The 20,761-nt window shown below is 69.5% G+C and carries 20 protein-coding genes; 12 read left to right on the top strand and 8 right to left on the bottom strand.

Going from position 1 to position 20,761, the window contains the following annotated elements:
• Positions 1–48: 48 nt before the first annotated feature.
• A complete protein-coding gene (fabI, locus tag P9K36_RS29930) occupies positions 49–873 on the bottom strand; it encodes an enoyl-ACP reductase FabI (protein ID WP_043381765.1) in 825 nt (274 codons plus the stop codon).
• 130 nt (positions 874–1,003) lie between these two features.
• Positions 1,004–1,933, bottom strand: a complete 930-nt coding sequence (locus P9K36_RS29925; protein WP_043381768.1) for a J domain-containing protein — start codon at positions 1,931–1,933, stop codon at positions 1,004–1,006.
• Between the two features lie 240 nt (positions 1,934–2,173).
• Here P9K36_RS29925 and P9K36_RS29920 point away from each other — a divergent pair, with 240 nt between their 5' ends.
• From P9K36_RS29920 to P9K36_RS29905, 4 genes are read left to right on the top strand one after another with little or no spacing between them, the layout of a single operon-like run.
• Positions 2,174–2,557, top strand: a complete 384-nt coding sequence (locus tag P9K36_RS29920; protein WP_043354164.1) for a VOC family protein — start codon at positions 2,174–2,176, stop codon at positions 2,555–2,557.
• A complete protein-coding gene (locus P9K36_RS29915; protein WP_043760427.1) occupies positions 2,557–3,621 on the top strand; it encodes an iron ABC transporter substrate-binding protein in 1,065 nt (354 codons plus the stop codon). Before P9K36_RS29920 ends, P9K36_RS29915 begins: the two co-directional genes overlap by 1 nt.
• Positions 3,618–4,676 (top strand): iron ABC transporter permease, encoded by a 1,059-nt coding sequence (locus tag P9K36_RS29910; protein ID WP_043760426.1) that lies wholly within the window; start codon positions 3,618–3,620, stop codon positions 4,674–4,676. Before P9K36_RS29915 ends, P9K36_RS29910 begins: the two co-directional genes overlap by 4 nt.
• Positions 4,676–5,449 (top strand): ABC transporter ATP-binding protein, encoded by a 774-nt coding sequence (locus tag P9K36_RS29905; RefSeq protein ID WP_043354159.1) that lies wholly within the window; start codon positions 4,676–4,678, stop codon positions 5,447–5,449. The genes P9K36_RS29910 and P9K36_RS29905 overlap by 1 nt, the downstream gene beginning before the upstream one ends.
• A 15-nt stretch (positions 5,450–5,464) precedes the next feature.
• On the opposite strand, the gene P9K36_RS29900 is transcribed toward P9K36_RS29905, so the two are convergent.
• Positions 5,465–6,247, bottom strand: coding sequence for a Crp/Fnr family transcriptional regulator (locus P9K36_RS29900; RefSeq protein ID WP_278306321.1), 783 nt, complete (start codon positions 6,245–6,247; stop codon positions 5,465–5,467).
• Between the two features lie 133 nt (positions 6,248–6,380).
• Positions 6,381–7,265, bottom strand: coding sequence for a GH25 family lysozyme (locus tag P9K36_RS29895; protein WP_051044925.1), 885 nt, complete (start codon positions 7,263–7,265; stop codon positions 6,381–6,383).
• A 202-nt stretch (positions 7,266–7,467) separates the two neighbouring features.
• Between P9K36_RS29895 and P9K36_RS29890 the strand changes: the two genes are divergently transcribed.
• Positions 7,468–7,911 carry a DUF488 domain-containing protein gene (locus P9K36_RS29890; protein ID WP_043354156.1) on the top strand — a complete coding sequence of 148 codons (444 nt, stop codon included), beginning with the start codon at positions 7,468–7,470 and terminating at the stop codon, positions 7,909–7,911.
• Positions 7,912–7,918: 7 nt separating this feature from the next.
• Here P9K36_RS29890 and P9K36_RS29885 read toward each other — a convergent pair whose 3' ends face one another.
• From P9K36_RS29885 to P9K36_RS29870, 4 genes are all read right to left on the bottom strand, one after another.
• Complete coding sequence (locus P9K36_RS29885; RefSeq protein WP_278306320.1) at positions 7,919–8,293, bottom strand: catalase; 375 nt, start codon at positions 8,291–8,293, stop codon at positions 7,919–7,921.
• 48 nt (positions 8,294–8,341) lie between these two features.
• Positions 8,342–8,566, bottom strand: coding sequence for a hypothetical protein (locus P9K36_RS29880; protein ID WP_075381396.1), 225 nt, complete (start codon positions 8,564–8,566; stop codon positions 8,342–8,344).
• 113 nt (positions 8,567–8,679) lie between these two features.
• A complete protein-coding gene (locus tag P9K36_RS29875) occupies positions 8,680–9,597 on the bottom strand; it encodes a DNA-binding response regulator (protein WP_043381778.1) in 918 nt (305 codons plus the stop codon).
• Positions 9,590–12,964: an ATP-binding protein gene (locus P9K36_RS29870; protein WP_043354168.1), complete on the bottom strand. Its 3,375-nt coding sequence runs from the start codon at positions 12,962–12,964 to the stop codon at positions 9,590–9,592. The genes P9K36_RS29875 and P9K36_RS29870 overlap by 8 nt, the downstream gene beginning before the upstream one ends.
• Positions 12,965–13,249: 285 nt before the next feature.
• On the opposite strand from P9K36_RS29870, the gene urtA reads away from it, so the two are divergent.
• From urtA to fmdA, 7 genes are all read left to right on the top strand, one after another.
• The gene (gene urtA, locus P9K36_RS29865) at positions 13,250–14,518 is read left to right on the top strand and encodes an urea ABC transporter substrate-binding protein (protein ID WP_043381780.1); all 1,269 of its coding nucleotides are present in this window, start codon (positions 13,250–13,252) and stop codon (positions 14,516–14,518) included.
• A 234-nt stretch (positions 14,519–14,752) separates the two neighbouring features.
• Positions 14,753–15,679 (top strand): urea ABC transporter permease subunit UrtB, encoded by a 927-nt coding sequence (gene urtB / locus P9K36_RS29860; protein WP_111473195.1) that lies wholly within the window; start codon positions 14,753–14,755, stop codon positions 15,677–15,679.
• 13 nt (positions 15,680–15,692) lie between these two features.
• On the top strand, positions 15,693–16,865 hold the full coding sequence (gene urtC, locus P9K36_RS29855) for an urea ABC transporter permease subunit UrtC (RefSeq protein WP_043353440.1): 1,173 nt from the start codon (positions 15,693–15,695) through the stop codon (positions 16,863–16,865).
• A gap of 7 nt (positions 16,866–16,872) precedes the next feature.
• The gene (gene urtD / locus P9K36_RS29850) at positions 16,873–17,658 is read left to right on the top strand and encodes an urea ABC transporter ATP-binding protein UrtD (RefSeq protein WP_043353438.1); all 786 of its coding nucleotides are present in this window, start codon (positions 16,873–16,875) and stop codon (positions 17,656–17,658) included.
• A 2-nt stretch (positions 17,659–17,660) separates the two neighbouring features.
• Positions 17,661–18,425: an urea ABC transporter ATP-binding subunit UrtE gene (gene urtE / locus P9K36_RS29845; protein ID WP_164706332.1), complete on the top strand. Its 765-nt coding sequence runs from the start codon at positions 17,661–17,663 to the stop codon at positions 18,423–18,425.
• 10 nt (positions 18,426–18,435) lie between these two features.
• The gene (locus tag P9K36_RS29840; RefSeq protein WP_043353435.1) at positions 18,436–19,455 is read left to right on the top strand and encodes an alpha/beta fold hydrolase; all 1,020 of its coding nucleotides are present in this window, start codon (positions 18,436–18,438) and stop codon (positions 19,453–19,455) included.
• 62 nt (positions 19,456–19,517) lie between these two features.
• Positions 19,518–20,747, top strand: a complete 1,230-nt coding sequence (fmdA, locus tag P9K36_RS29835; RefSeq protein ID WP_043353434.1) for a formamidase — start codon at positions 19,518–19,520, stop codon at positions 20,745–20,747.
• Positions 20,748–20,761 lie beyond the last annotated feature (14 nt).

Here is a 20,761-nt window from a genome sequence, read left to right as displayed (position 1 = left end):
CGAAGAACCGTCTGGCCGCGCGCGGCGCGTGCGGTGACGGAGCGCGCCTCAATCCTTGTCGAGGGTGAGGTCCGGGGCCTCGGGATTCTTCATGCCGACGACGTGGTAGCCGGCATCCACGTGGAGGATCTCGCCGGTCATGCCCGCCGCCATGTCGGAGACGAGGTAGGACGCGGTCTCGCCGACCTCCCCGATCGTCACGGTCCGGCGCAGGGGCGCGTTGTACTCGTTCCACTTCAGGATGTAGCGGAAATCGCCGATCCCGGAGGCGGCGAGGGTCTTGATTGGGCCCGCCGAGATCGCGTTGACCCGGATGTTCTTCGGGCCGAGATCGGCCGCGAGGTAGCGCACCGACGCCTCCAGCGCCGCCTTGGCCACGCCCATCACGTTGTAATGCGGCATCCACTTCTCGGCGCCGTAATAGGTCAGCGTCACGAGGGAGCCGCCCGGGCGCATGATCTTCTCGGCACGCTGGGCCACGGCGGTGAACGAGTAGCACGAGACCAGGAGCGACTTGGTGAAGTTGTCCTCGGAGGTCTCGATATAGCGGCCGGTCAGCTCGTCCTTGTCGGAGAAGGCGACGCAGTGGACGACGAAATCGATGCCGTCGGGGAAGACCTTCGCGGCTTCCGCAAAGACCGCGTCGATCGTGGCCGCCTCGGTGACGTCGCAATGCCCGATGACGTGGGCGTCGAGCTCCTTGGCGAGGGGCTCGACCCGCTTGCGCAGGGCATCGCCCTGATAGGTGAAGGCGAGTTCGGCGCCGTGGGCGCGGGCGCTGCGGGCGATGCCCCAGGCGATCGAGCGGTTGTTGGCGACCCCGAGGACGATGCCCCGCTTGCCCGCCAGAAGGCCCTGCCCGTGTTCCGCCATGATCGATCCCGAAGCCGCGCGACCCCTTTCGGGGCCGGGGGGCCTCCTTAGCGGAGGCGGCCCGGCGACGGAAGTCCGGGGCGACACCGAGCGCCGTCAAGCCGGCCTCGGTGTCCGGTTCGCGAGGCCGTCAGGCCGCCTTGGCGGCACGCCGGCTGCGGGCGAAGTCCGCCAGGGCCGCATCCTCGCCCTCCGGCAGGACGATCGCCGTGGTGGCGAACAGGTCCCCGGGGGTGCCGTCCTTCTTCGGCAGGCCCTTGCCGCGCAGGCGGAAGGTGCGGCCGGAACTCGTCATCGCCGGGATCTTCATCTCGACGACGCCGGTGAGCGTCGGCACGCGGATCGTCCCGCCGAGCACGGCATCCTCCAGGGGAACATCGACGGTGGTGCGCAGGTCGGCCCCCTCGACGGTGAAGCGCGGATGCGGGCGGATCCGGATCGTCAGCAAGGCGTCGCCCGGCTCACCCCGGAGGCCGCCGCTCTGGCCGAGACCGCGCAGCCGGATGGTCTGGCCGTCGATCACGCCACGGGGGATCATCACGTCGACCTCCCGGCCGGTGGGCAAGGCGAGGCGCAGCTTCTCCTCGCTGGCGACCTGCTCCAGGGTCACCGACAGCTCCGCGGCGACGTCTTCGCCCTTGGCGGGCTGGCGCTGACCGCCCGGTCCGGCCCCGCCGGCGCGGAAGGCCTCGCCGAAGATGTGCGAGAAGATGTCCTCGCCCATCCCGCCGCCGCCCATGCCGCCGCCGCGCTGGGCGCGGGCCATGTGCTCGAAGTCGAAATTGCCCCCGCGGCCGCCGCCGAAGCCGCCGAACCCCTCGAAGCCGGTCGCGCGCGGCTTGCCCTCGGCATCGATCTCGCCGCGGTCGAACTGCTTGCGCTTCTCGGCGTCGCCCAGGATCTCGTAGGCCGAGTTCGCCTCGGCGAAACGGTCCTTGGCCTTTACGTCGTTCTTGTTGCGGTCGGGGTGGAAGTCCTTGGCGAGCTTGCGATAGGCCTTCTTGATCTCGGCCTCGCTCGCCCCCTTGGCCACGCCCAGCACGTCGTAGGGATTGCGCATGGATCTCTTGGCTGTGCGGTTGGCTGTGCGATATCGCTTCGCCAGCCGGATGTGGGATGGATGTTGCATCCCTGCAACGGTCCTGTCGGCGAAAGTCTGCGGGTTCGTGCCGAACGTCAAGCGGCCGATCTCGCCGCGGCTGCGGGCCGGCCCTATCGTCGAAGGCAGCGCCGACCGGCGCCTCCGGCGGGATCGGGCCGGAGGCCAATCGCGCCGGAATCACCCGAGGCCGGAGAGCCGATGCACTACGCCTGCGACCACCTCCACCTGCGCAGCCGCGACGCCGTCGCGGCCGCATCCTTCTACATCGCGACGTTCGGAGCCCGCGAGGTCAAGCGCGTCGGCACGGATCCGGTGCAGCGTGTCGTGCTCGACCTCGGCGGCCTCGCCGTCTTCATCGAGCAGGCCCCGGCCGAGATCGCGCCCGCGGCGACCACGCCCTGCCTCGGGATCGAGCATGTCGGATTGCGCGTCGCCGACATCGAGGCGGCGATGGCCGATCTCACCGCCCGGGGCGTGACGGTGCGGACCGGCATCACCGAGCGCGGGCCCGGCCTGCGGATCGCCTTCGTGGAGGGACCGGACGGCGCGCTGATCGAGATCCTCGAGCGGACATCCGTCTGATGCCATCGAGCCCCGGTCGCCGGGCATCCCTGGCCGCGGCGCTGATCCTGCTGCTGGTGGCATCCGGGGCGGCCGCGGCGCGTCCGTTCACGGATGCGGCCGGCCGCACGGTCGAACTTCCCGAAAGGATCGGGCGGGTGCTCGCCGCGGGGCCGCCGGCCGCCGTGCTGCTCTACACCCTGGCGCCGGACCTGATGGCCGGCTGGGTGACCGCACCGCATCCCGAAGCGCTGCCCTTCCTCGAGCCCCGGACCCGAACGCTGCCGGCCTATGGCCGCCTGACCGGTCGGGGCGGCACGGCCAATGTCGAGGCGGTCCTGGCCGCCAAGCCCGACCTGATCGTCGATTCGGGGAGCCTCGGGCCGACCTACGCGTCCCTCGCCGACCGGATCCAGGCGCAGACCGGGATTCCCTACATCCTCCTCGACGGCAGCTTCGCGAAGAGTCCGGAAGCCTACCGGCAGCTCGGCGCCGCGCTGGGCCGTCAATCCGCGGCGGATGCCCTGGCGGCCGAGGCCAAGGCTCTCGCCGACAGGGTGGACCGCGCCGTGGCGACGCTCCCCGAGGACCGGCGGCCCCGGGTCTATTACGCGCGCGGCCCGCGTGGCCTGGAGACGGGCTTCGCCGGATCGATCAACACCGAGCTGGTGGAGGCCGCGGGCGGCCGCAACGTCGCGCAGGACGGCGGCGGTCGCCTCGGCAACGTCTCGCCCGAACAGGTCCTCGCCTGGAACCCGGACGTGATCGTCACCCTCGACCCGGCCTTCGCGGCCGGGCTGCGCACCGACCCGCTGTGGCGGACCATCAGGGCCGTCCAGACGGGGCGGATCTACGTGGCGCCGCTTCAGCCGTTCCCGTGGTTCGACGCGCCTCCGGGGGTCAACCGCCTGATCGGCCTGCGCTGGCTGGCGGCCCGGCTCCACCCGGACCTGTTCCCGGAACCGATGCCCGACGTGGTGCGCGCCTTCTACCGGGATTTCTACCACGTCGATCTCGACGGCGATCAGGTCGCCGCCCTCCTCGGACCGAGGCCCCCGGGCACGGAACCGGACGCGCCGAAATGAGCGACATCCCGGCTGCGGCCGAGGCGATCGGACTTCGCACCCGCAGCCGCCTGCGGATTTCCGCGGCGCTTTTGTCCGGATTGGCTCTGCTGGCGCTGGCCGTGCTCGCCTTGGCGGTCGGCCAATATCCGGTCGCGCCCGCGGACCTTGCCGCAATCCTCGGGCACCATCTGCTCGGCCTGCCCCTGCGCGCGCCGGCCGCGGCGGAGACCGTGGTGATGCAGGTGCGGCTGCCCCGGGTGATCGCCGCTCTGGTGGTCGGCGCAGCATTGTCGGCGGCCGGGGCGACCTACCAGGGCCTGTTCCGTAACCCGCTGGTCTCGCCCGACATCCTCGGCGTGTCGGCCGGCGCAGGGCTCGGCGCCGTGCTCGGGATCTATCTCGGCCTGCCCGTGGCGCCAATCCAGCTCCTGGCCTTCCTGGGCGGGCTCGGCGCCGTCGCCGCGGTCTACGGCGTCGGCCTCGCCGTGCGGCGGCACGATCCGGTCCTGACCCTGGTCCTGGCGGGGGTGGCGGTGGGCGCGGTGCTCGGGGCGGGCATCTCGCTCCTGAAAGTGCTGGCCGACCCCTACAACCAGCTGCCGGCGATCACCTTCTGGCTGCTGGGGAGCCTGTCCTCGGTCACCCTGGGCGACGTCGCCGCCACCCTGCCGATGATGCTGATCGGCCTCGTGCCCCTCGTCCTGCTGCGCTGGCGCATGAACCTGATGAGCCTCGGCGACGCGGAGGCGCGGACCCTCGGCGTGGAGACGCGGGTGCTGCGCCCGGTCCTGATCGCCGGCGCGACCCTGATCACGGCGGCGGCCGTCGCGATGACCGGCGTCATCGGCTGGATCGGGCTGATCGTGCCGCACATCGCCCGGCTGCTGGTCGGGCCGGATTACCGCCGGCTGCTGCCGGCCTCGCTGGCGCTCGGAGCGGGCTACCTCGTGCTGGTCGACCTGATCGCGCGGAATATGGGAACCGTCGAGGTGCCGCTGGGCATCCTGACGGCCCTGGTCGGGGCCCCGTTCTTCCTCTGGCTGCTGGCGTCCGGGCGCCGGGGCTTCGCGTGATGCTGCTCCACGTGCGGGACCTCGCCTTCGGCTACGGCGGCCGCAGCGTCGGAAGCGGCGTGTCGTTCGACCTCGCCGCGGGCGAGGTGCTGTGTCTCATCGGGCCGAACGGCGGCGGCAAGACCACCCTGTTCAAGACGCTGCTCGGGCTGCTGCCCGCCCGGGGCGGTCGCGTCGTCCTCGGCGGCACCGACCTGTCCCGGCTGTCGCGCAGCGCCATCGCCCGCATGGTCGCCGCCGTCCCCCAGGCGCATGCAGCCTTCTTCCCGTTCACCGTACGGGAGGTCGTCGTGATGGGCCGGGCGAGCCGGATCGGCCCGTTCGCCGCGCCCGGCCCGTCCGACGCGGCGGCGGCCGAAAAGGCCCTCGACGCCCTGGGGATCGGGCACTTGGCCGACACGGTCTACACCGAGATCAGCGGCGGCGAGCGGCAGCTCGCCCTGATCGCCCGGGCGCTGAGCGGGGAGCCGCGGCTGCTGATCATGGACGAGCCGACCGCGAGCCTCGATTTCGGCAATCAGGCCCGCGTCCTCGGGCAGATCCGCCGCCTCGCCCAGGCCGGCATCGCCGTGCTGTTCTCGACGCACGATCCCGGTCACGCCCTGCTCTGCGCCGACCGCCTCGTCGCCCTGCACGGGGGCCGCCTCGTCGCCGACGGGCCGTCCGCCGCCACGGTCACCCCGGCGCTCCTGCGTCTGATCTACGGGATCGACGTGGTGGTGGCACCGGTCCCGGGCCTCGCAGCGCCGGTCTGCGTGCCCGTCGTCGACTGACCGCGCTCCGGCCCCTCAGGCCGTTCGCGACACCGGCCCGGCATCCGCGTCCGGTGCGGCCCGGCGCGGACCATCGGGCCCGTACACCGCGCCGAGCACCGCCTCGCAATGGAGCCGGACGCGGGCGTGGCAGGCGCAGGCGGCGGCCGAGACCGCCCGGCGATCGACGATCGTGATGCGCCCGCGCTCCGCCCGGAGGAGTCCCTGCTCCTGCAGCATCCGCAGGATCCGGGTGAGGTAGGTCCGCTGGACGCCGAGCATCGCGGCCATCAGCTCGTGGGTGACCGGAAGGGTGTCGCCGCCGGTCCGGTCCTGCAACGTCAGCAGCCAGCGGAGGCAGCGCTGCTCGATCGGGTGCACGGCGTTGCAGGCTCCGATCAGGAGCAGCTGAGCCAGGAAACAATCGGCATAGCGGGCGAACAGATCGCGGAACGTCGCGGATCGGCGCTCGGCCTCCCGCAGCCGGTCCGCGTCGAGGCGCAGCACCCGCCCGCCCACCTGCACCAGCCCGCTGACGGCGTTCGGCAGCCGGCCCTGGCCGATGATCCCGCCGACCGCCCCGTCGTGACCGACGCTCGCGGTCTCCGCCATCCGGCCGTCGTGGGTGGCGACGACCAGAGCGACAACGGTCTGGTCACAGGGAAAGATCACAGGGCTCGCGCCGGAGTCAGCCGTGAGGATCGTGTCCCCCCTGGCGACGGTCACCGGTTCCAGATCGCGTTCGATCAGCGCGCGGTCCGAACCCGAAAGCGCGTCGAGGAGCAGGTTGCCGGTGGAGGCGGCAGGTTCGATCGGCATGGGGCGGCGAGATGCGGCAGAGAGGGTCCCGTCGGGACCCTCACGGATGTGCGCCCGTCAGCGTGCGGACTCGCCAGCCATACCCCGCAGGCTGCGCCCTCGAACTAACTTAGGTTTCGTTGCACCCGTTCATCTACTTGTCCGTGCATAGACCCTGCTCCGAGAGTCTCCTGTGTTCGCGCGGATCGCAGTCGGTGGCCAGGAACGAGGCCCAGTCGGACGGGGTCCCGTAGAAGGCGTTGCGGTCGACGTCACCCCGCACGCCCGGGACCCGACCCGTGGAGGTGAACTGCCACAGCATCCACTTACGGTTGACGAACCGCTGCTCCGGCTCGGCCGCGGTGGAGCGCAGCCAGTGCGGATAGTCCGGGAGTTCGCCCTCCAGCACGTCCTTGTGGAAGGTGATGTCGGTGTAGATGATCGGGCGCTTGCCGGTGTAGCGCTCCATCTCCTCCAGCATCTCGGTGACCATCGCCAGGGCCTGGGCCTTGGGCAATTTCTTCGGGCAGGTCTGCGAGTGGCCGTTCCACTCGACGTCGAGGACCGGCGGCAGAGCGGTGGGGTCGTTCGGAACGTTCCGCTTGAACCAGTCCATCTGCTCCCTGGCGGAGCGGCACCAGAACACGAAGTGGTACGCGCCCCGCGGCACGCCGGCCCGCGCCGCGCCGTCCCAGTTGGTCCGGAAGCGCTCGTCGACGTGGTCGCCGCCCTCGGTGGCCTTGATGAAGGCGAACTGCGTTCCGGCGGCCCGGACCGAGGCCCAGTCGACGTTGCCCTGCCACTTCGAGATGTCGATGCCCTGGATCGGGTGGAGCTTGGCCTTGGCCACGCCCGGATGGGGCTTGGCGTCACCCTTCGTCGGATAGAAGTCGTTGTTGGAGGCACAGGCCGCGAGGCCGGCCAGGATGGCGGCGGCGGCGAAGCGCCCGGCGAGGCGCCGGGCCGGCTTCAGACGGTCGGTCAGACTCCGAGCGACTTCCCCGAACGGCGACCGCGAAAGTTTTGAAATCCGCGACATCAGTGTTTAGCCCGCCACCGAAGAAGCGCCACAGTCAGGCGTATTCGATGGCCCCGGCGCGGTTAACGGAGCTTTGCGATCATTGCGGCGGAATTCCGGGACGCGTTGCCTGCCCGCGACATACGGCGCCCATCCCCGGTTGGTTCACAGGGCGAGATCCGGCTAAGTCGCGGTCCCGCAACGCGAGTCCGGACACGGCGCCGTGAGTAAGCAACTCTTTACCATAGGCTACGAAGGCCTCGATTCGGAGCGCCTCGTCGGGGTCCTGCGCTCGGCGGGGGTCGCAACGCTGGCGGATGTCCGGGCGGTGGCGAACTCACGCAAGCGCGGCTTCTCGAAGGGTGCGCTGGGCACATCCCTGCGCGAGGCGGGCCTGGGCTACGCGCATCTGCGCAGCCTCGGGACACCGAAATCCGGCCGGCAGGCGGCCCGGGCCGGGGACGCGGCGCTGATGCGCCGGATCTACTGCGAGGAGGTGCTGGACACGGCCGCAGGCCTCGCGGCCCTCGACGAGCTCGCCGCGCTGGCCGAGGGGGCCCCGATCTGCCTGCTGTGCTTCGAGCGCGATCCGGCCGGCTGCCATCGGCGCGTGCTGGCCGAGCGCCTCGCACCGCGCGGCTTCGTGGTCAGCGACCTCTTCGGCTGAGCCGGTCTCAGCGGCCCGACAGGGAAGGCGCGCGCATGCCCAGCGCGCCCGCGAGACGCCGGACGGGGCCGAGGGCGGCCGTCAGACCCAGCGGCGCGGCCCTGCGCGGCGCACGCGGCCGGCGACGGTCGGCATCCGCGACCGGCTCGACCGGCAGGTACAGCGCGTCGAAGAAGGACATCTCCAGGAGCGTGGCGCCGTCGTCGTCGGTGATCACCATCGCCGCCTCCATCAGCCGCGGGTCGCCGCCGTGCTGGCGCATCAGCCCCTGCACGATCGTGCGCGCGGTGGACCGGGCGGACTCGACATCCTCGACCCACTGGGCCGCCGAGGCCGGGAGCGAGGCGTTGCCGAGGCGGATGGTGAAGTGGGCGCGGACCATGAAGCGCTCCTGGGAGGGGACCGGCGGGGACACCGCCGGCAACGGGTGTCAGGCGGCCTGGGCGTCGTCGACGGCTTCGGCGACGGGTTCGGACTTCTCAGCCGCGGATTTCGGATCGAAGGCGTCCGCGAGCAGGACGAGGCGCCGCGCCATGTCCCGCACCTCGTTGAGCGCGATCGACTTCTGGCCTTCCTTCACCGCGCGGGTGATGTCGCTGACCTGCGTGGTGGCGATCCGCTTCAGTTCGTCGGCGAGCTGCTGGCTGGTCATCATCGCATCCGGACTCGGCTTGTCAGGCTGAGCCGGGACCGTGAGGGAACGGGGCTTACCAAGGCGTTTCGCCGGGCCGCGCAGCCTGTGGACAAGAGCGGGATGCGGCCTTCGGCTCACCCCTCCAGATGGCGTGCGGCGATGATCGAGGCCGCCGTGCGGTTCTCCACGCCGAGCTTGGCGTAGATGCCCTCGAGGTGCTTGGTCACGGTCCGGTGGCTGAGCCCGAGGATCTCGCCGATGTCGCGGCTCGACTTGCCGCGGGACAGCCAGAGCAGAACCTCCGCCTCGCGGCCGGTGACCGGGAGGCGCGCCCGGAGCCGCTCGACCCCCGCCGAGAGCGCGTCCCGCGACAGGCGGAGCAGGATCTCGTCCGGCGTGCGGCCGATGAAGCTCAGGGCGTAGGCGAGACCGTCGCGATCGGTCAGCGTCAGGGGCTGCGCGGCGCCGGCGAGGCATCCGCGCAGCCAGTCGCGCGCCTTGGCGGGCAGTTCGACGGCGCCGGAGCGATCGGCGCCGAGGCCGGCCAGCAGCCGGCCGGCCTGCGGCGTCGACCACAGCACATGCCCGTCCTCCGAGACGGCGAACAGGGTCCGCCCGGCCGTGTCGAGGGCAGCCCGGGCGCTCTGCGCGGCGCGGGCGCTGGCGAGGTGTACGCGGATCCGGGCCAGGATCTCGTCCGGCGCGATGGGCTTCGTGACGTAGTCGATGCCGCCGGCGGAGAGGCCCTTCACGATGTGCTCGGTCTCGCTCAAGCCGGTCATGAAGATCACCGGCACGCCGGCGAGATGCGGCTTGGCCTTGAGCCGCCGGCAGGTCTCGAAGCCGTCGAGCCCCGGCATCACCGCGTCGAGCAGGATCACGTCGGGCGTGATCTCGTCCACGAGGGCCAGGGCGAGGTCGCCGCCGACCGCGACCAGCACGGTGGCCCCGGAGCGCTCGATCGCCTCGGTGAGGAAGCTCAGCGTGTCGGGCGAATCATCGATCACCAGGACGATGTCCCGGTTCGGCTGGAGCTTCGGCGCCTCAGCCATGACGGGCGAGCTCCTGCAGGACCGAGAGGTAGCGGCGCAGGTCGTACCCTTCGACCAGCCCGCGCATCCGGGCGACGAAAGCGGGCGGCACGGTCGCGTCCTCCTCCATCTGGATCAGCTTGGCCTCGATGGCCCGGATATGCCCGATCCGGCCGAGGCGCAGGAGCTCGCCGATATGCTCGGGCCCGGGCCCCGGCCCGTCCGCGAAGGCCGGAACAGGCTCGGGCTGCGTCGGCGCGGGGCTCTCGGTCCATTCGAGGTGCAGGAGCTTGCCGATCCGCTCCATCACGTCGCGCAGGTCGAAGGGCTTGGCGAAGATGGCGTCGTGGGGCGCGTCGTCGCCGCGAACCGGGCTGATCTCGTGGACATTGGCGGACATCATGGCGATGGGGCCGGTATGTCCGGCCTGCCGCAGGGCCGCGGCCGCCGCCCAGCCGGTCATCCCGGGCATCGCGATGTCGAGCAGGATCAGGTCGACCCCGCCCCGCGCGACGATGGCCAGGCACTCCGGCCCCGAGCCGGCCTCCAGGACGGAGATGCCCTGCGGCTCCAGGATCGCCCGCATCAGCGCGCGGTGGGCGCTGTCGTCGTCGGCGACCAGGACGGTGCGTCGCGCGCCCGCATAGACCCTCTCCGGGGCCGCCGCCGGCGCGGGCGGGACAATCGGTGCCGGCTGGGCCACGGAGGCCAGCATCAGCCGCAGACGCGCCTGCGTGCCGCCGCCCGGCGCCGCCGTCACGGTAATCTCGCCGCCCAGCAATTGGGCCAGCAGGTTGGCGATGGTGAGCCCGAGCCCGGTCCCCGGCGTGCTGCGGGCGGCCGGCGTCGAGCCGCGCTCGAACGGCTCGAAGATCCGCGCGAGATCCGCCTCCGGGATGCCGGGACCGGTGTCGCGGATCGTGAAGATCGCGATCTGGCTCCGGTAGCTCAGGTCCAGCGAGACGGTGCCGGTTTCCGTGAACTTGATGGCGTTCGACAAAAGGTTGAGCAGCACTTGGCGCAGCCGCTTCTCGTCGGTGGCGACCACGGCCGGCAGGATCTCCGGCCGCGAAAAGCGGAACTCCAGCCCCGCCTCGCGCGCCTGGAGCCGGACCATGTCGACCAGCTGGTCGAGAAAATCGGCGAGGCGCACCTCGTCGCGGTGAATCTGAAGGCGTCCGGCCTCCATGCGCGAGATGTCGAGGAGGCCGTCGATCAGCCCGGACAGGTGCTGGGCGCTGCGGCGGATCACCCGGAGACCGTTGAGGCGGTGCGCCGGGATCGCCGGATCCGATTCCAGGAGCTGCGCGTAACCGAGCACCGTGGAGAGCGGCGTGCGCAGCTCGTGGCTGATCCCGACCACGTAGCGGCTCTTGGCCTGGTTGGCGGCCTCGGCCCGCTCCTTGGCCTCCTGCAGCTTGGCGTCGGTGATCTTATGGGCGGCGATCTCCGCCTGGTAGAGCGCGGTCTGGCGCATCGTCTCGGCCTGGGCGACGCGCCGGCTCTCCTGGGCGAGCACGAACAGCCACGCCACCACGCCGAGGATCACCACCAGGGTGAAGAACACGCTGGTCAGCGCCGTGCGCAGGAACTCGCGATTCTCCGGGTGGGCAATCGTCGCGCCCGCATGCACGATGCCGAGGATCAGGCCGATCACCGCGCAGAGCGTCAGCATCACCGCGAGGTAGCGGCCGAGCGGCGCGCCGATCCAGGCTGCGGTCCGGCCCGGCAGGATCCGGGCGGCCACGGCTTGCGCCTGCACTTCCAGCCTTCCGTGCGGCTTGCACAGGTCGCCGCAGCGGGCGTCGAGCGAGCAGCAGAGCGAGCAGATCGGCGCGTCGTAGGCCGGGCAATGGGCCATGTCCTCGCCCTCGAAGGGCAACTCGCAGACCCGGCAGGTGACCTCGGCGGTGCCCCAATCCTGCTTGGGCGTCCGGGCGAGATACCAGCGCCCCCCCGTCGCCCAGGCGATCGCCGGCGCGGCGCCGAAGGCGACGGCGAGGGTGAGCAGCGGCGCGAAGGGCTGCAGGATCGGGCCGAGCCAGCCGAGATAGGCCGCGCCGCCGGCCGTCAGCGCCAGCGCCATGGCGCCGGTCCCCACCGGGTTCACGGCGTAGAGATGGGCGCGCTTGAACTCGATCCCCGGAGGCGAGAGGCCCAGCGGCTTGTTCACCGCGAGGTCCGCGGCGAGCGCCCCGACCCAGGCCGAGACCACGGCTCCGTAGAGCGGCAGCGTGCTCTCGATGGTCTTGTCGATGCCGAGCTCCATCAGGAGCACCGCGATGGCGACGTTGAACACGAGCCAGACCACCCGTCCCGGATGGCTGTGGGTCAGCCGGGAGAAGAAGTTCGACCACGCGATCGAGCCGGCATAGGCGTTGGTGAGGTTGATCTTGAGCTGCGACACGATGACGAACAGCCCGGTGAGCAGCAGTGCTGCCCGGCTGCCCTCCCCCGTCAGGTAGCCGAAGGCCACCGCGTACATCCGGGTCGGCTCGGCGGCGTGCTCGGGCGGGACGCCGTGCCCCAGGGCCAGGACCGCGAGGGCGGCGCCGAGCAGGATCTTCAACATGCCGGGCAGGATCCAGCCCGCGCCGCCCGCCAGGACCGCCAGCCACCAGCGGCGGTCGCGCGGACCTGCCGGCTCCGGCACGAAGCGGAGGAAGTCGACCTGCTCGCCGACCTGCGCCAGCAGCGCCAGCAGGACGCCCGTGGCGAGCCCGAATCGGGCGAGATCGAAGCCGGCGCCGCCGCCGTCAAGGCCCGGGAAGACGGTGAGCGCGCGCAGCGGCCCCGCGCCCTGTGCCGCCACGAAGATCAGCGGGAGCAGGCTCAGCCCGATCCAGATCGGCTGCGTCCAGATCTGGAACCGGCTGATCAGACGGATCCCGTAGACGACGAGCGGGATCACCGCCCCGGCGCAGAGCAGGTAGCCGACGCCCAGCGGCAGCCCGAAGCAGAGCTGCAGCGCCAGCGCCATGATCGCCGCCTCGATGGCGAAGAACAGGAACGTGAAGCTCGCGTAGATCAGCGACGTGACGGTCGAGCCGAGATAGCCGAACCCGGCGCCGCGGGTGAGGAGATCCATGTCGACGCCGTGACGGGCGGCGTAGACCGTGATCGGTGCCGCCGTGGCGAAGATGATCAGGCCGACGACCAGGACGGCCGCCACCGTGTTGGGGAGCCCGGCCGTCAGCGCCAGCGTCCCGCCGATCGCCTCGAGCGCCAGGAACGATATCGACCCGAGCGCGGTCTGCGCCACTTCCAGACTGGACCAGCGCCGCGCCTTCTTGGCGGTGAAGCGGAGGGCGTAATCCTCCAGGGTCTCGTCGGCGACGAAGCGGTTGTAGTCCCGGCGGATCGGGATGATGCGCTGCGGCCCGCTCATGGTGCCGGAGACCCGACGACCCGGCCGCCGCCCATGGCCGGCGCGGCGCATGCGACGCCAACGGGCGCGGGCGCGCGCGAAACATCGAGCACCCGAACGGTGCTCACGCTCTTCGCGCTCCCCGTCACCCCAACCTCAAAGTATTCCGCGGCGATGGTGCACCGCATGCAAGAGTACGGCCATACGCAAAATCGCGTATAGGCCGCACCGCAACCCAGGACCTAGCCTGCGCTCGTCGATCCGCGGCCGCCTCTCAAGGCCCCGGACGCGAACAGGGTCAGGCACATGGCAGACGACACCGAGACCGGCGCCGATCACGGCTTACGCTCCCCGCTGCGGCGCAGGCTGCTCATGGGACTGGCCGGCGCTCCGGCGCTGGCGCTGATGCCGCGGAATGCCTGGGCGGCGCCGCCGACCGCAGCGGTGAACACCACCGGCCTCGCGGTGACCGACACCGAGGTGACGGTCGGCATCCTGCACTCGATCACCGGCACGATGGCGATCTCCGAGACCGGCGCCCAGGAAGCGGAAAAACTCGCGATCCAGCAGATCAACGATGCCGGCGGCGTGCTCGGCCGCAAGATCAAGATCATCCAGGAGGACGGTGCCTCCGACTGGCCGACCTTCGCCGAGAAGGCCAAGAAGCTCCTCGTCAACGACCATTGCGCCGCCGTGATGGGCTGCTGGACCTCGGCCTCGCGCAAGGCGGTGCTGCCGGTCTTCGAGCAGTATAACGGCCTTCTCTACTACCCGACCTTCTACGAGGGCCTGGAGCAGTCGAAGAACGTCTTCTACACCGGCCAGGAGGCCACGCAGCAGATCCTCGCCGGCCTCGACTGGGTGCACAAGGAGAAGGGCGGCGACAGCTTCTACTTCATCGGCTCCGATTACATCTGGCCGCGCACGTCGAACAAGATCGCCCGCAAGCACGTCGAGAACGTCCTCAAGGGCAAGGTCGTCGGCGAGGAGTACTTCCCGCTCGGCCACACGCAGTTCAATTCGGTCATCAACAAGATCAAGCTCACCAAGCCGAAGGTGATCTTCGCCGACGTGGTCGGCGGCTCGAACGTGGCGTTCTACAAGCAGCTCAAGGCGGCGGGCATCGACCTGTCGAAGCAGGTGCTGATGACGATCTCGGTCACCGAGGACGAGATCGACGGCATCGGCGGCGAGAACATCGCCGGGGCCTATGCCTGCATGAAGTACTTCCAGTCGATCGACAACGAGAACAACAAGGCGTTCGTCGCCGCCTTCAAGAAGATGTGGGGCGAGAAGACCGTCATCGGCGACGTGACGCAGGCGGCCTATCTCGGACCGTTCCTGTGGAAGATGGCCTGCGAGAAGGCCGGCTCCTTCGACGTCGACAAGGTGGTGGCGGCCTCGCCGGGCATCGAGTTCAAGGGCGCGCCGGAAGGCTACGTCAAGATCGACGAGAACCATCACCTCTGGTCGAAGACGCGGGTCGGCAAGGCCAAGACCGATGGCCAATTCGAGATCGTCTACACCAGTCCCGAGCTGATCAAGCCCGATCCGTTCCCGAAGGGCTACCAATAGCCCCAGGCCCGCACACAGTCCGCGCCGCCGCTCACCGGATGGAACGCGTGTCCCCTCTCCCGTGTGGGAGAGGGACAGGGTGAGGAACCAGGTCCTTCCGGAGAAGGCACATCCCTCACCCCAACCCTCTCCCGAACGGGAGAGGGAGTCCGTCTCGGACTTCAGAACCGGCACCGAACAATCCGCTCGGAGGACGCTCGCCCTCCGCCCCGATCTGCAGCGGAAGACCAAGACATGCTCGGCGACTATTCCCTCGGCGACCTCGGCGCGATCTTCGCCATGCAGGGCTTCGCCGGCCTGATCCTGTTCTCCGTCTACCTGCTGATGGCGCTGGGGCTCGCGATCATCTTCGGCCAGATGGGCGTGATCAACATGGCGCACGGGGAGTTCATGATCCTCGGCGCCTACGTCACCTATCTCTGCTCGACCTTCTGCCAGTCCTACCTGCCGGCGCTCTTCCCGATCTACTTCTTCATCGCCATGGGCCTGGCGTTCCTCGCCTCCGGGGCACTGGGCATGCTGGTGGAATGGGGCCTGATCCGGTTCCTCTACAAGCGCCCGCTCGACACGCTCCTCGCCACCTGGGGCCTCTCGCTGATCCTCCAGCAGGCCTACCGGTCGATCTTCGGCGCCCGCGAGGTCGGCGTCGAGCTGCCGTCCTGGCTGATCGGCTCGGTGCAGGTCACCGACACGATCGAGATCCCGATCAACGGCCTGTTCGTCATGGCCGTGACCATCCTGATCACCGTCTGCGTCGCGCTGCTGATCTTCCGCTCGCGCTTCGGCCAGCAGGTCCGCGCCGTGATGTCGAACCGCGCCATGGCGGGCGCCGTGGGCATCGATACCGAGAAGGTCGACCGCTACACGTTCGGCCTCGGCTGCGGGATCGCGGGCATCGCCGGCTCGGCCTTCACGATGATCGGCTCCACCGGGCCGACCTCGGGCCAGCTCTACATCGTCGACACCTTCCTGATCGTCGTGTTCGGCGGCGCCGCGAGCCTCTTGGGCACCATCGCGTCGGCCTTCTCGATCTCCCAGACGCAGTCGACCCTGGAGTTCTTCCTCTCCGGCTCGATGGCCAAGGTGATCACCCTGCTCGCGGTGGTCGGCATCCTGATGCTGAGGCCCCAGGGCCTCTTCACCCTCAAGGTCCGGCGCTGAGGATGTTTTCCCGATGACGAACCCGGTCCAGACCCTTACCAAATCCGTCACCGTCAACGACAACCCGTTCATGAAGCCGGTGGAGTGGCTGAGCCTCTTCCTCCTGGCCGGGGTGATCCTGGTCGTCCTGCCGCTGATGCTCGACGGCTTCCGCCTCAACCTCGTCGGCAAGTACCTCACCTACGCGTTCGTGGCCCTCGGGCTGGTGATCTGCTGGGGCTATGCGGGGATCCTGTCGCTCGGCCAGGGCGTGTTCTTCGGCCTCGGCGGCTACGGCATGGCGATGTACTTGAAGCTGGAGGCTTCGAGCATCGAGAACACCAAGATCCAGTCCACGCCCGGCATTCCGGACTTCATGGACTGGAACCAGATCACGGCGCTCCCTTGGTTCTGGCAGCCGTTCAAGAGCTTGCCGCTCACCATCGTGCTGGCGGTCGCCGTGCCGGTCCTGTTCGCGATGCTGATCTCCTTCGCGATGTTCAAGCGCCGGGTCGGCGGCACCTATTTCGCCATCATCACCCAGGCCATCGCGGCGATCCTGACGATCCTGATCGTCGGCCAGCAGGGCTATACCGGCGGCATCAACGGCATCACCGATCTGCGCACCCTCCACGGCTGGGACATCCGCACCGACTCGGCGAAATTCATCCTGTACTTCGTCAATGGCGGCCTGCTGATCGCCTGCATCCTGGCGGCGCAATACGTGAAGAAGTCGAAACTCGGCCGCATCCTCGTCGCCATGCGCGACAAGGAGGACCGGGTCCGCTTCTCCGGCTACTCGGTGGCGGGGTTCAAGGTCTTCGCCTTCTGCTTCGCCGCCGGGCTGGCGGCGATCGGCGGGGCGATGTTCACCCTGCAGGTCGGGTTCATGTCGCCCTCCTTCGTGGGCATCGTCCCGTCGATCGAGATGGTGATCTACGCCGCGGTCGGCGGACGCCTGTCCCTGTTCGGCGCGGTCTGGGGCACGCTGCTGGTCAACTGGGCCAAGACCAGCTTCTCCGAGAGCTTCCCGGACCTCTGGCTGTTCGGCCTCGGCGCCCTGTTCATCGCGGTGGTGCTGGCCTTCCCGAACGGCCTCGCGGGGATCTGGCGCGAGCATATCGAGCCGCGCCTCACCCGCCGCGCCAAGAGCCTGCAGGCGCCCGAACCCGCCATCGTCCCGCCCCACGGCGCCCCGGCCGAGTGAGCACGCCATGAACGCCGCGATCCTCCCCTCCCCCGTGGTCGGCGCCGAGGCGGCCCCGCCCGACTACCTCCTCGCCGTCGAGGCGCTCACCGTCTCGTTCGACGGGTTCAAGGCGGTGAACGACGTGTCGTTCTACGTCGATCCCGACGAGATCCGGGTGATCATCGGCCCGAACGGGGCCGGCAAGACCACGGTGCTCGACCTGATCTGCGGGCGCACCAAGGCCAGCGCCGGCTCGATCAAGTACAAGGGCCAGGAACTCACCAAGCTCTCCGAGAGCGCGATCGTGCAGGCCGGCGTCGGCCGCAAGTTCCAGACGCCGTCGATCTACGACGACCTGACGGTGTTCGAGAACCTGGAGATTTCGTTCCCCCGCGGCCGCTCGGTGTTCGGCGCCCTCACGTTCAAGCGGGACGCGGAGGTCCGCGACCGCATCCACGCCATCGCCGAGACGATCTTCCTGAAGGACCAGCTCAAGGAGCGGGCCGAATTCCTGAGCCACGGCCAGAAGCAGTGGCTGGAGATCGGCATGCTGCTGATCCAGGACCCGGAGCTGCTGATGCTCGACGAGCCGGTGGCCGGGATGAGCGTCGGCGAGCGGATCAAGACCGCCGAGCTGCTCAACCAGATCATCAAGGGCCGCTCGGTGCTGGTGATCGAGCACGACATGAAGTTCGTCGAGGACATCGCCCACCGGGTGACCGTCCTGCACCAGGGCAAGGTGCTCTCCGAAGGGTCGATGGACCGGGTCAAGAACGACCCGAAGGTCATCGAAGTGTATTTGGGACATTGACGATGGCGTCGCTCCAGACCGCGCACTCGGCCCCCGTCCAGGCGCCCCCGCTCGCCACGATCCCATCCGCCACGCCGGCGCTCGCCGTCGAGGACCTGCACGCCGCCTACGGCCAGAGCGAGGTCCTGCACGGGCTCACCTTCTCGGTGGCGCCGGGCGAGATCGTCGCCGTGATGGGCCGCAACGGCATGGGCAAGACCACCCTGATGAAGACCCTGATGGGGCTCGTTCCCGTCAAGGCCGGGTCGATCCGGGTCGAGGGGGCGGATGTCGGTGCCCTCAAGAGCCATGCCCGGGTCGCCAAGGGCCTCGCCTACGTGCCGCAGGGCCGGATGATCTTCTCGACCATGACGGTCCAGGAGAACATCGAGACCGGGCTCACGGTCACCGGCACCCGCAAGGTGCCGCAGGACCTCTACGACATGTTCCCGGTGCTCCTGGAGATGAAGGGAAGGCGCGGCGGCAACCTGTCGGGCGGGCAGCAGCAGCAGCTCGCCATCGCCCGGGCGCTCGCGAGCCGCCCGAAGGTCCTGCTTCTGGACGAGCCCACCGAGGGCATCCAGCCCTCGATCATCCGGGAGATGGGCCGGACCCTGAAGACGATCCGCGACGCGCGCGGCCTGTCCATCGTCGTGTCCGAGCAGGTCCTGAGCTTCGCCCTGGACGTGGCCGACCGGGTGATCGTGCTGGAGAACGGCGCCATCGTCCACGAGGCCCCGCGCGACGGCATCGACGAGGCCGCCGTCGCCCGGTTCCTGTCGGTCTGAGGAGCGCGGAATGGCCGATTACGAGATCTTTGAACTCGGCGACTTCGTCCTTCAGTGCGGCAAGACGCTGCGCGCGGCCAAGCTCGCCTACAAGACCTTCGGGACCCTGAGCCACGCCAAGGACAACGCCATCGTCTACCCGACCTGGTACTCGGGCCAGCACACCGAGAACGAATGGCTGATCGGCCCCGGCAAGGCGCTCGACCCGGACAAGTACTTCATCATCATCCCGAACATGTTCGGCAACGGGCTCTCGTCCTCGCCGAGCAACACGCCCGCGCCCTGGAACGGGCCGCGCTTCCCCAACGTCACCGCCTACGACAACGTCCGCGCCCAGCACCGCCTCGTCACCGAGCATTTCGGCATCGAGAAGTTGGTTCTGGTCACCGGCTGGTCGATGGGCGCGCTCCAGACCTACCACTGGGCGTCGATGTACCCCGACATGGTGCCGAAGATCCTGCCGTTTCAGGGCTCGGCCAAGTGCTCGCGGCACAACTACGTCTTCCTGGAGGGCGCCAAGGCGGCGCTCCAGGCCGACGCCGCCTGGGCGGAGGGCTGGTACACGAGCCCGCCGACGCGGGGGCTGCGCGCCTTCGGCCGGGTCTATGCCGGCTGGGGCCTGTCGCAGACCTTCTACCGGCTCGAGGCCGACATCACCCACATGGGCTACGCCTCGCTGGAGGACTTCCTGATCGGGTTCTGGGAAGGCCTCTTCTACGAACGCGACGCCAACAACCTGCTCGCCATGCTGTGGACGTGGCAGCACGGCGACATCAGCGCCAACGACACCTTCAAGGGCGACTTCAAGGCCGCGCTCGGCGCCATCCGCGCCAAGGCGATCCTGATGCCCGCCTCCACGGATCTGTATTTCCCGCCCGAGGACAACGCCATCGAGGCGGCTGCCATGCCGAACGCGGAGCTGCGCGTGATCGACACGTGGTGGGGCCATTTCGCGGGCGGGCCCGGCACCAGCCCGGACGACATCAAGGTCCTCGACGACGCGCTGAACGAGCTGCTCGCGAGCGGGTGAGATTCGCGCACCGGCGCGCGGATGGGGTCCGCCCCAAGGTTCTAGGGAGCTGGAGACAGAACATGCCCGAGACGCTGATCAAGGTCGATCTCACGCAATCGGCCTACGACAACGACATGGTGCACAACCGCTGGCACCCGGACATCCCGATGGTCGCCTATGTGAAGCCGGGCGCCGACTTCATCGTCGAGACCTACGACTGGACCGGCGGCTTCATCAAGAACAACGATTCCGCCGACGACGTGCGCGACATCGACCTGTCGATCGTCCACTTCCTCTCGGGTCCGATCGGCGTCGAGGGCGCCGAGCCCGGCGACCTCCTGGTGGTCGATCTCCTCGACATCGGCGCAAAGCCCGAGAGCCAGTGGGGCTTCAACGGCTTCTTCTCGAAGAAGAACGGCGGCGGCTTCCTCACCGAGCACTTCCCGCAGGCCCAGAAGTCGATCTGGGACTTCGAGGGCATGTTCACCAAGTCCCGCCACGTGCCGGGCGTGCGCTTCCCGGGCCTGATCCATCCCGGCCTGATCGGCTGCCTGCCCGATCCGAAGATGCTGGAGACCTGGAACACCCGCGAGAAGGCGCTCTACGACACCGATCCGGAGCGCGTGCCGGCGCTGGCTACCCTCCCCTTCGGGCCGACGGCCCATATGGGCCGCCTGAAGGGCGACGCGAAGGACAAGGCTGCCGCCACGGGCGCCCGCACGGTCCCGCCCCGCGAGCACGGCGGCAATTGCGACATCAAGGACCTGTCGCGCGGCTCGAAGATCTACTTCCCGGTCTACGTCCCCGGCGCCGGCCTCTCGATGGGCGACCTGCACTTCAGCCAGGGCGACGGCGAGATCACCTTCTGCGGCGCCATCGAGATGGCCGGCTGGGTCCATCTCAAGGTCGAGCTGATCAAGGACGGCATGGCGAAGTACGGGATCAAGAACCCGATCTTCAAGCCGTCGCCGATCACGCCGAAATACGACGATCACCTGATCTTCGAGGGCATCTCGGTCGACGAGAGCGGCGGCCAGCATTACCTCGACGTCCACATCGCCTACCGGCAGGCCTGCCTGAACGCGATCGAGTACCTCAAGAAGTTCGGCTATTCGGGCGCCCAGGCCTACTCGATCCTCGGCACGGCGCCGGTCCAGGGGCACATCTCGGGCGTGGTCGACATCCCGAACGCGTGCGCGACGCTCTGGATACCGACCAAGATCTTCGAGTTCGACATCAACCCGGGCGCCGACGGACCGACCCAGTTCCTCGACGGCTCGATCCAGATGCCGCTCTCGCCGGATCTGTGATCAGGCCGTCTGCT

Source organism: Methylobacterium sp. 391_Methyba4, from assembly GCF_029691625.1.
GTDB classification, from domain to species: domain Bacteria; phylum Pseudomonadota; class Alphaproteobacteria; order Rhizobiales; family Beijerinckiaceae; genus Methylobacterium; species Methylobacterium fujisawaense.
The sequence above is the reverse complement of the archived record's forward strand: the minus strand, read 5'-3'. Positions and strand labels throughout refer to the sequence as shown.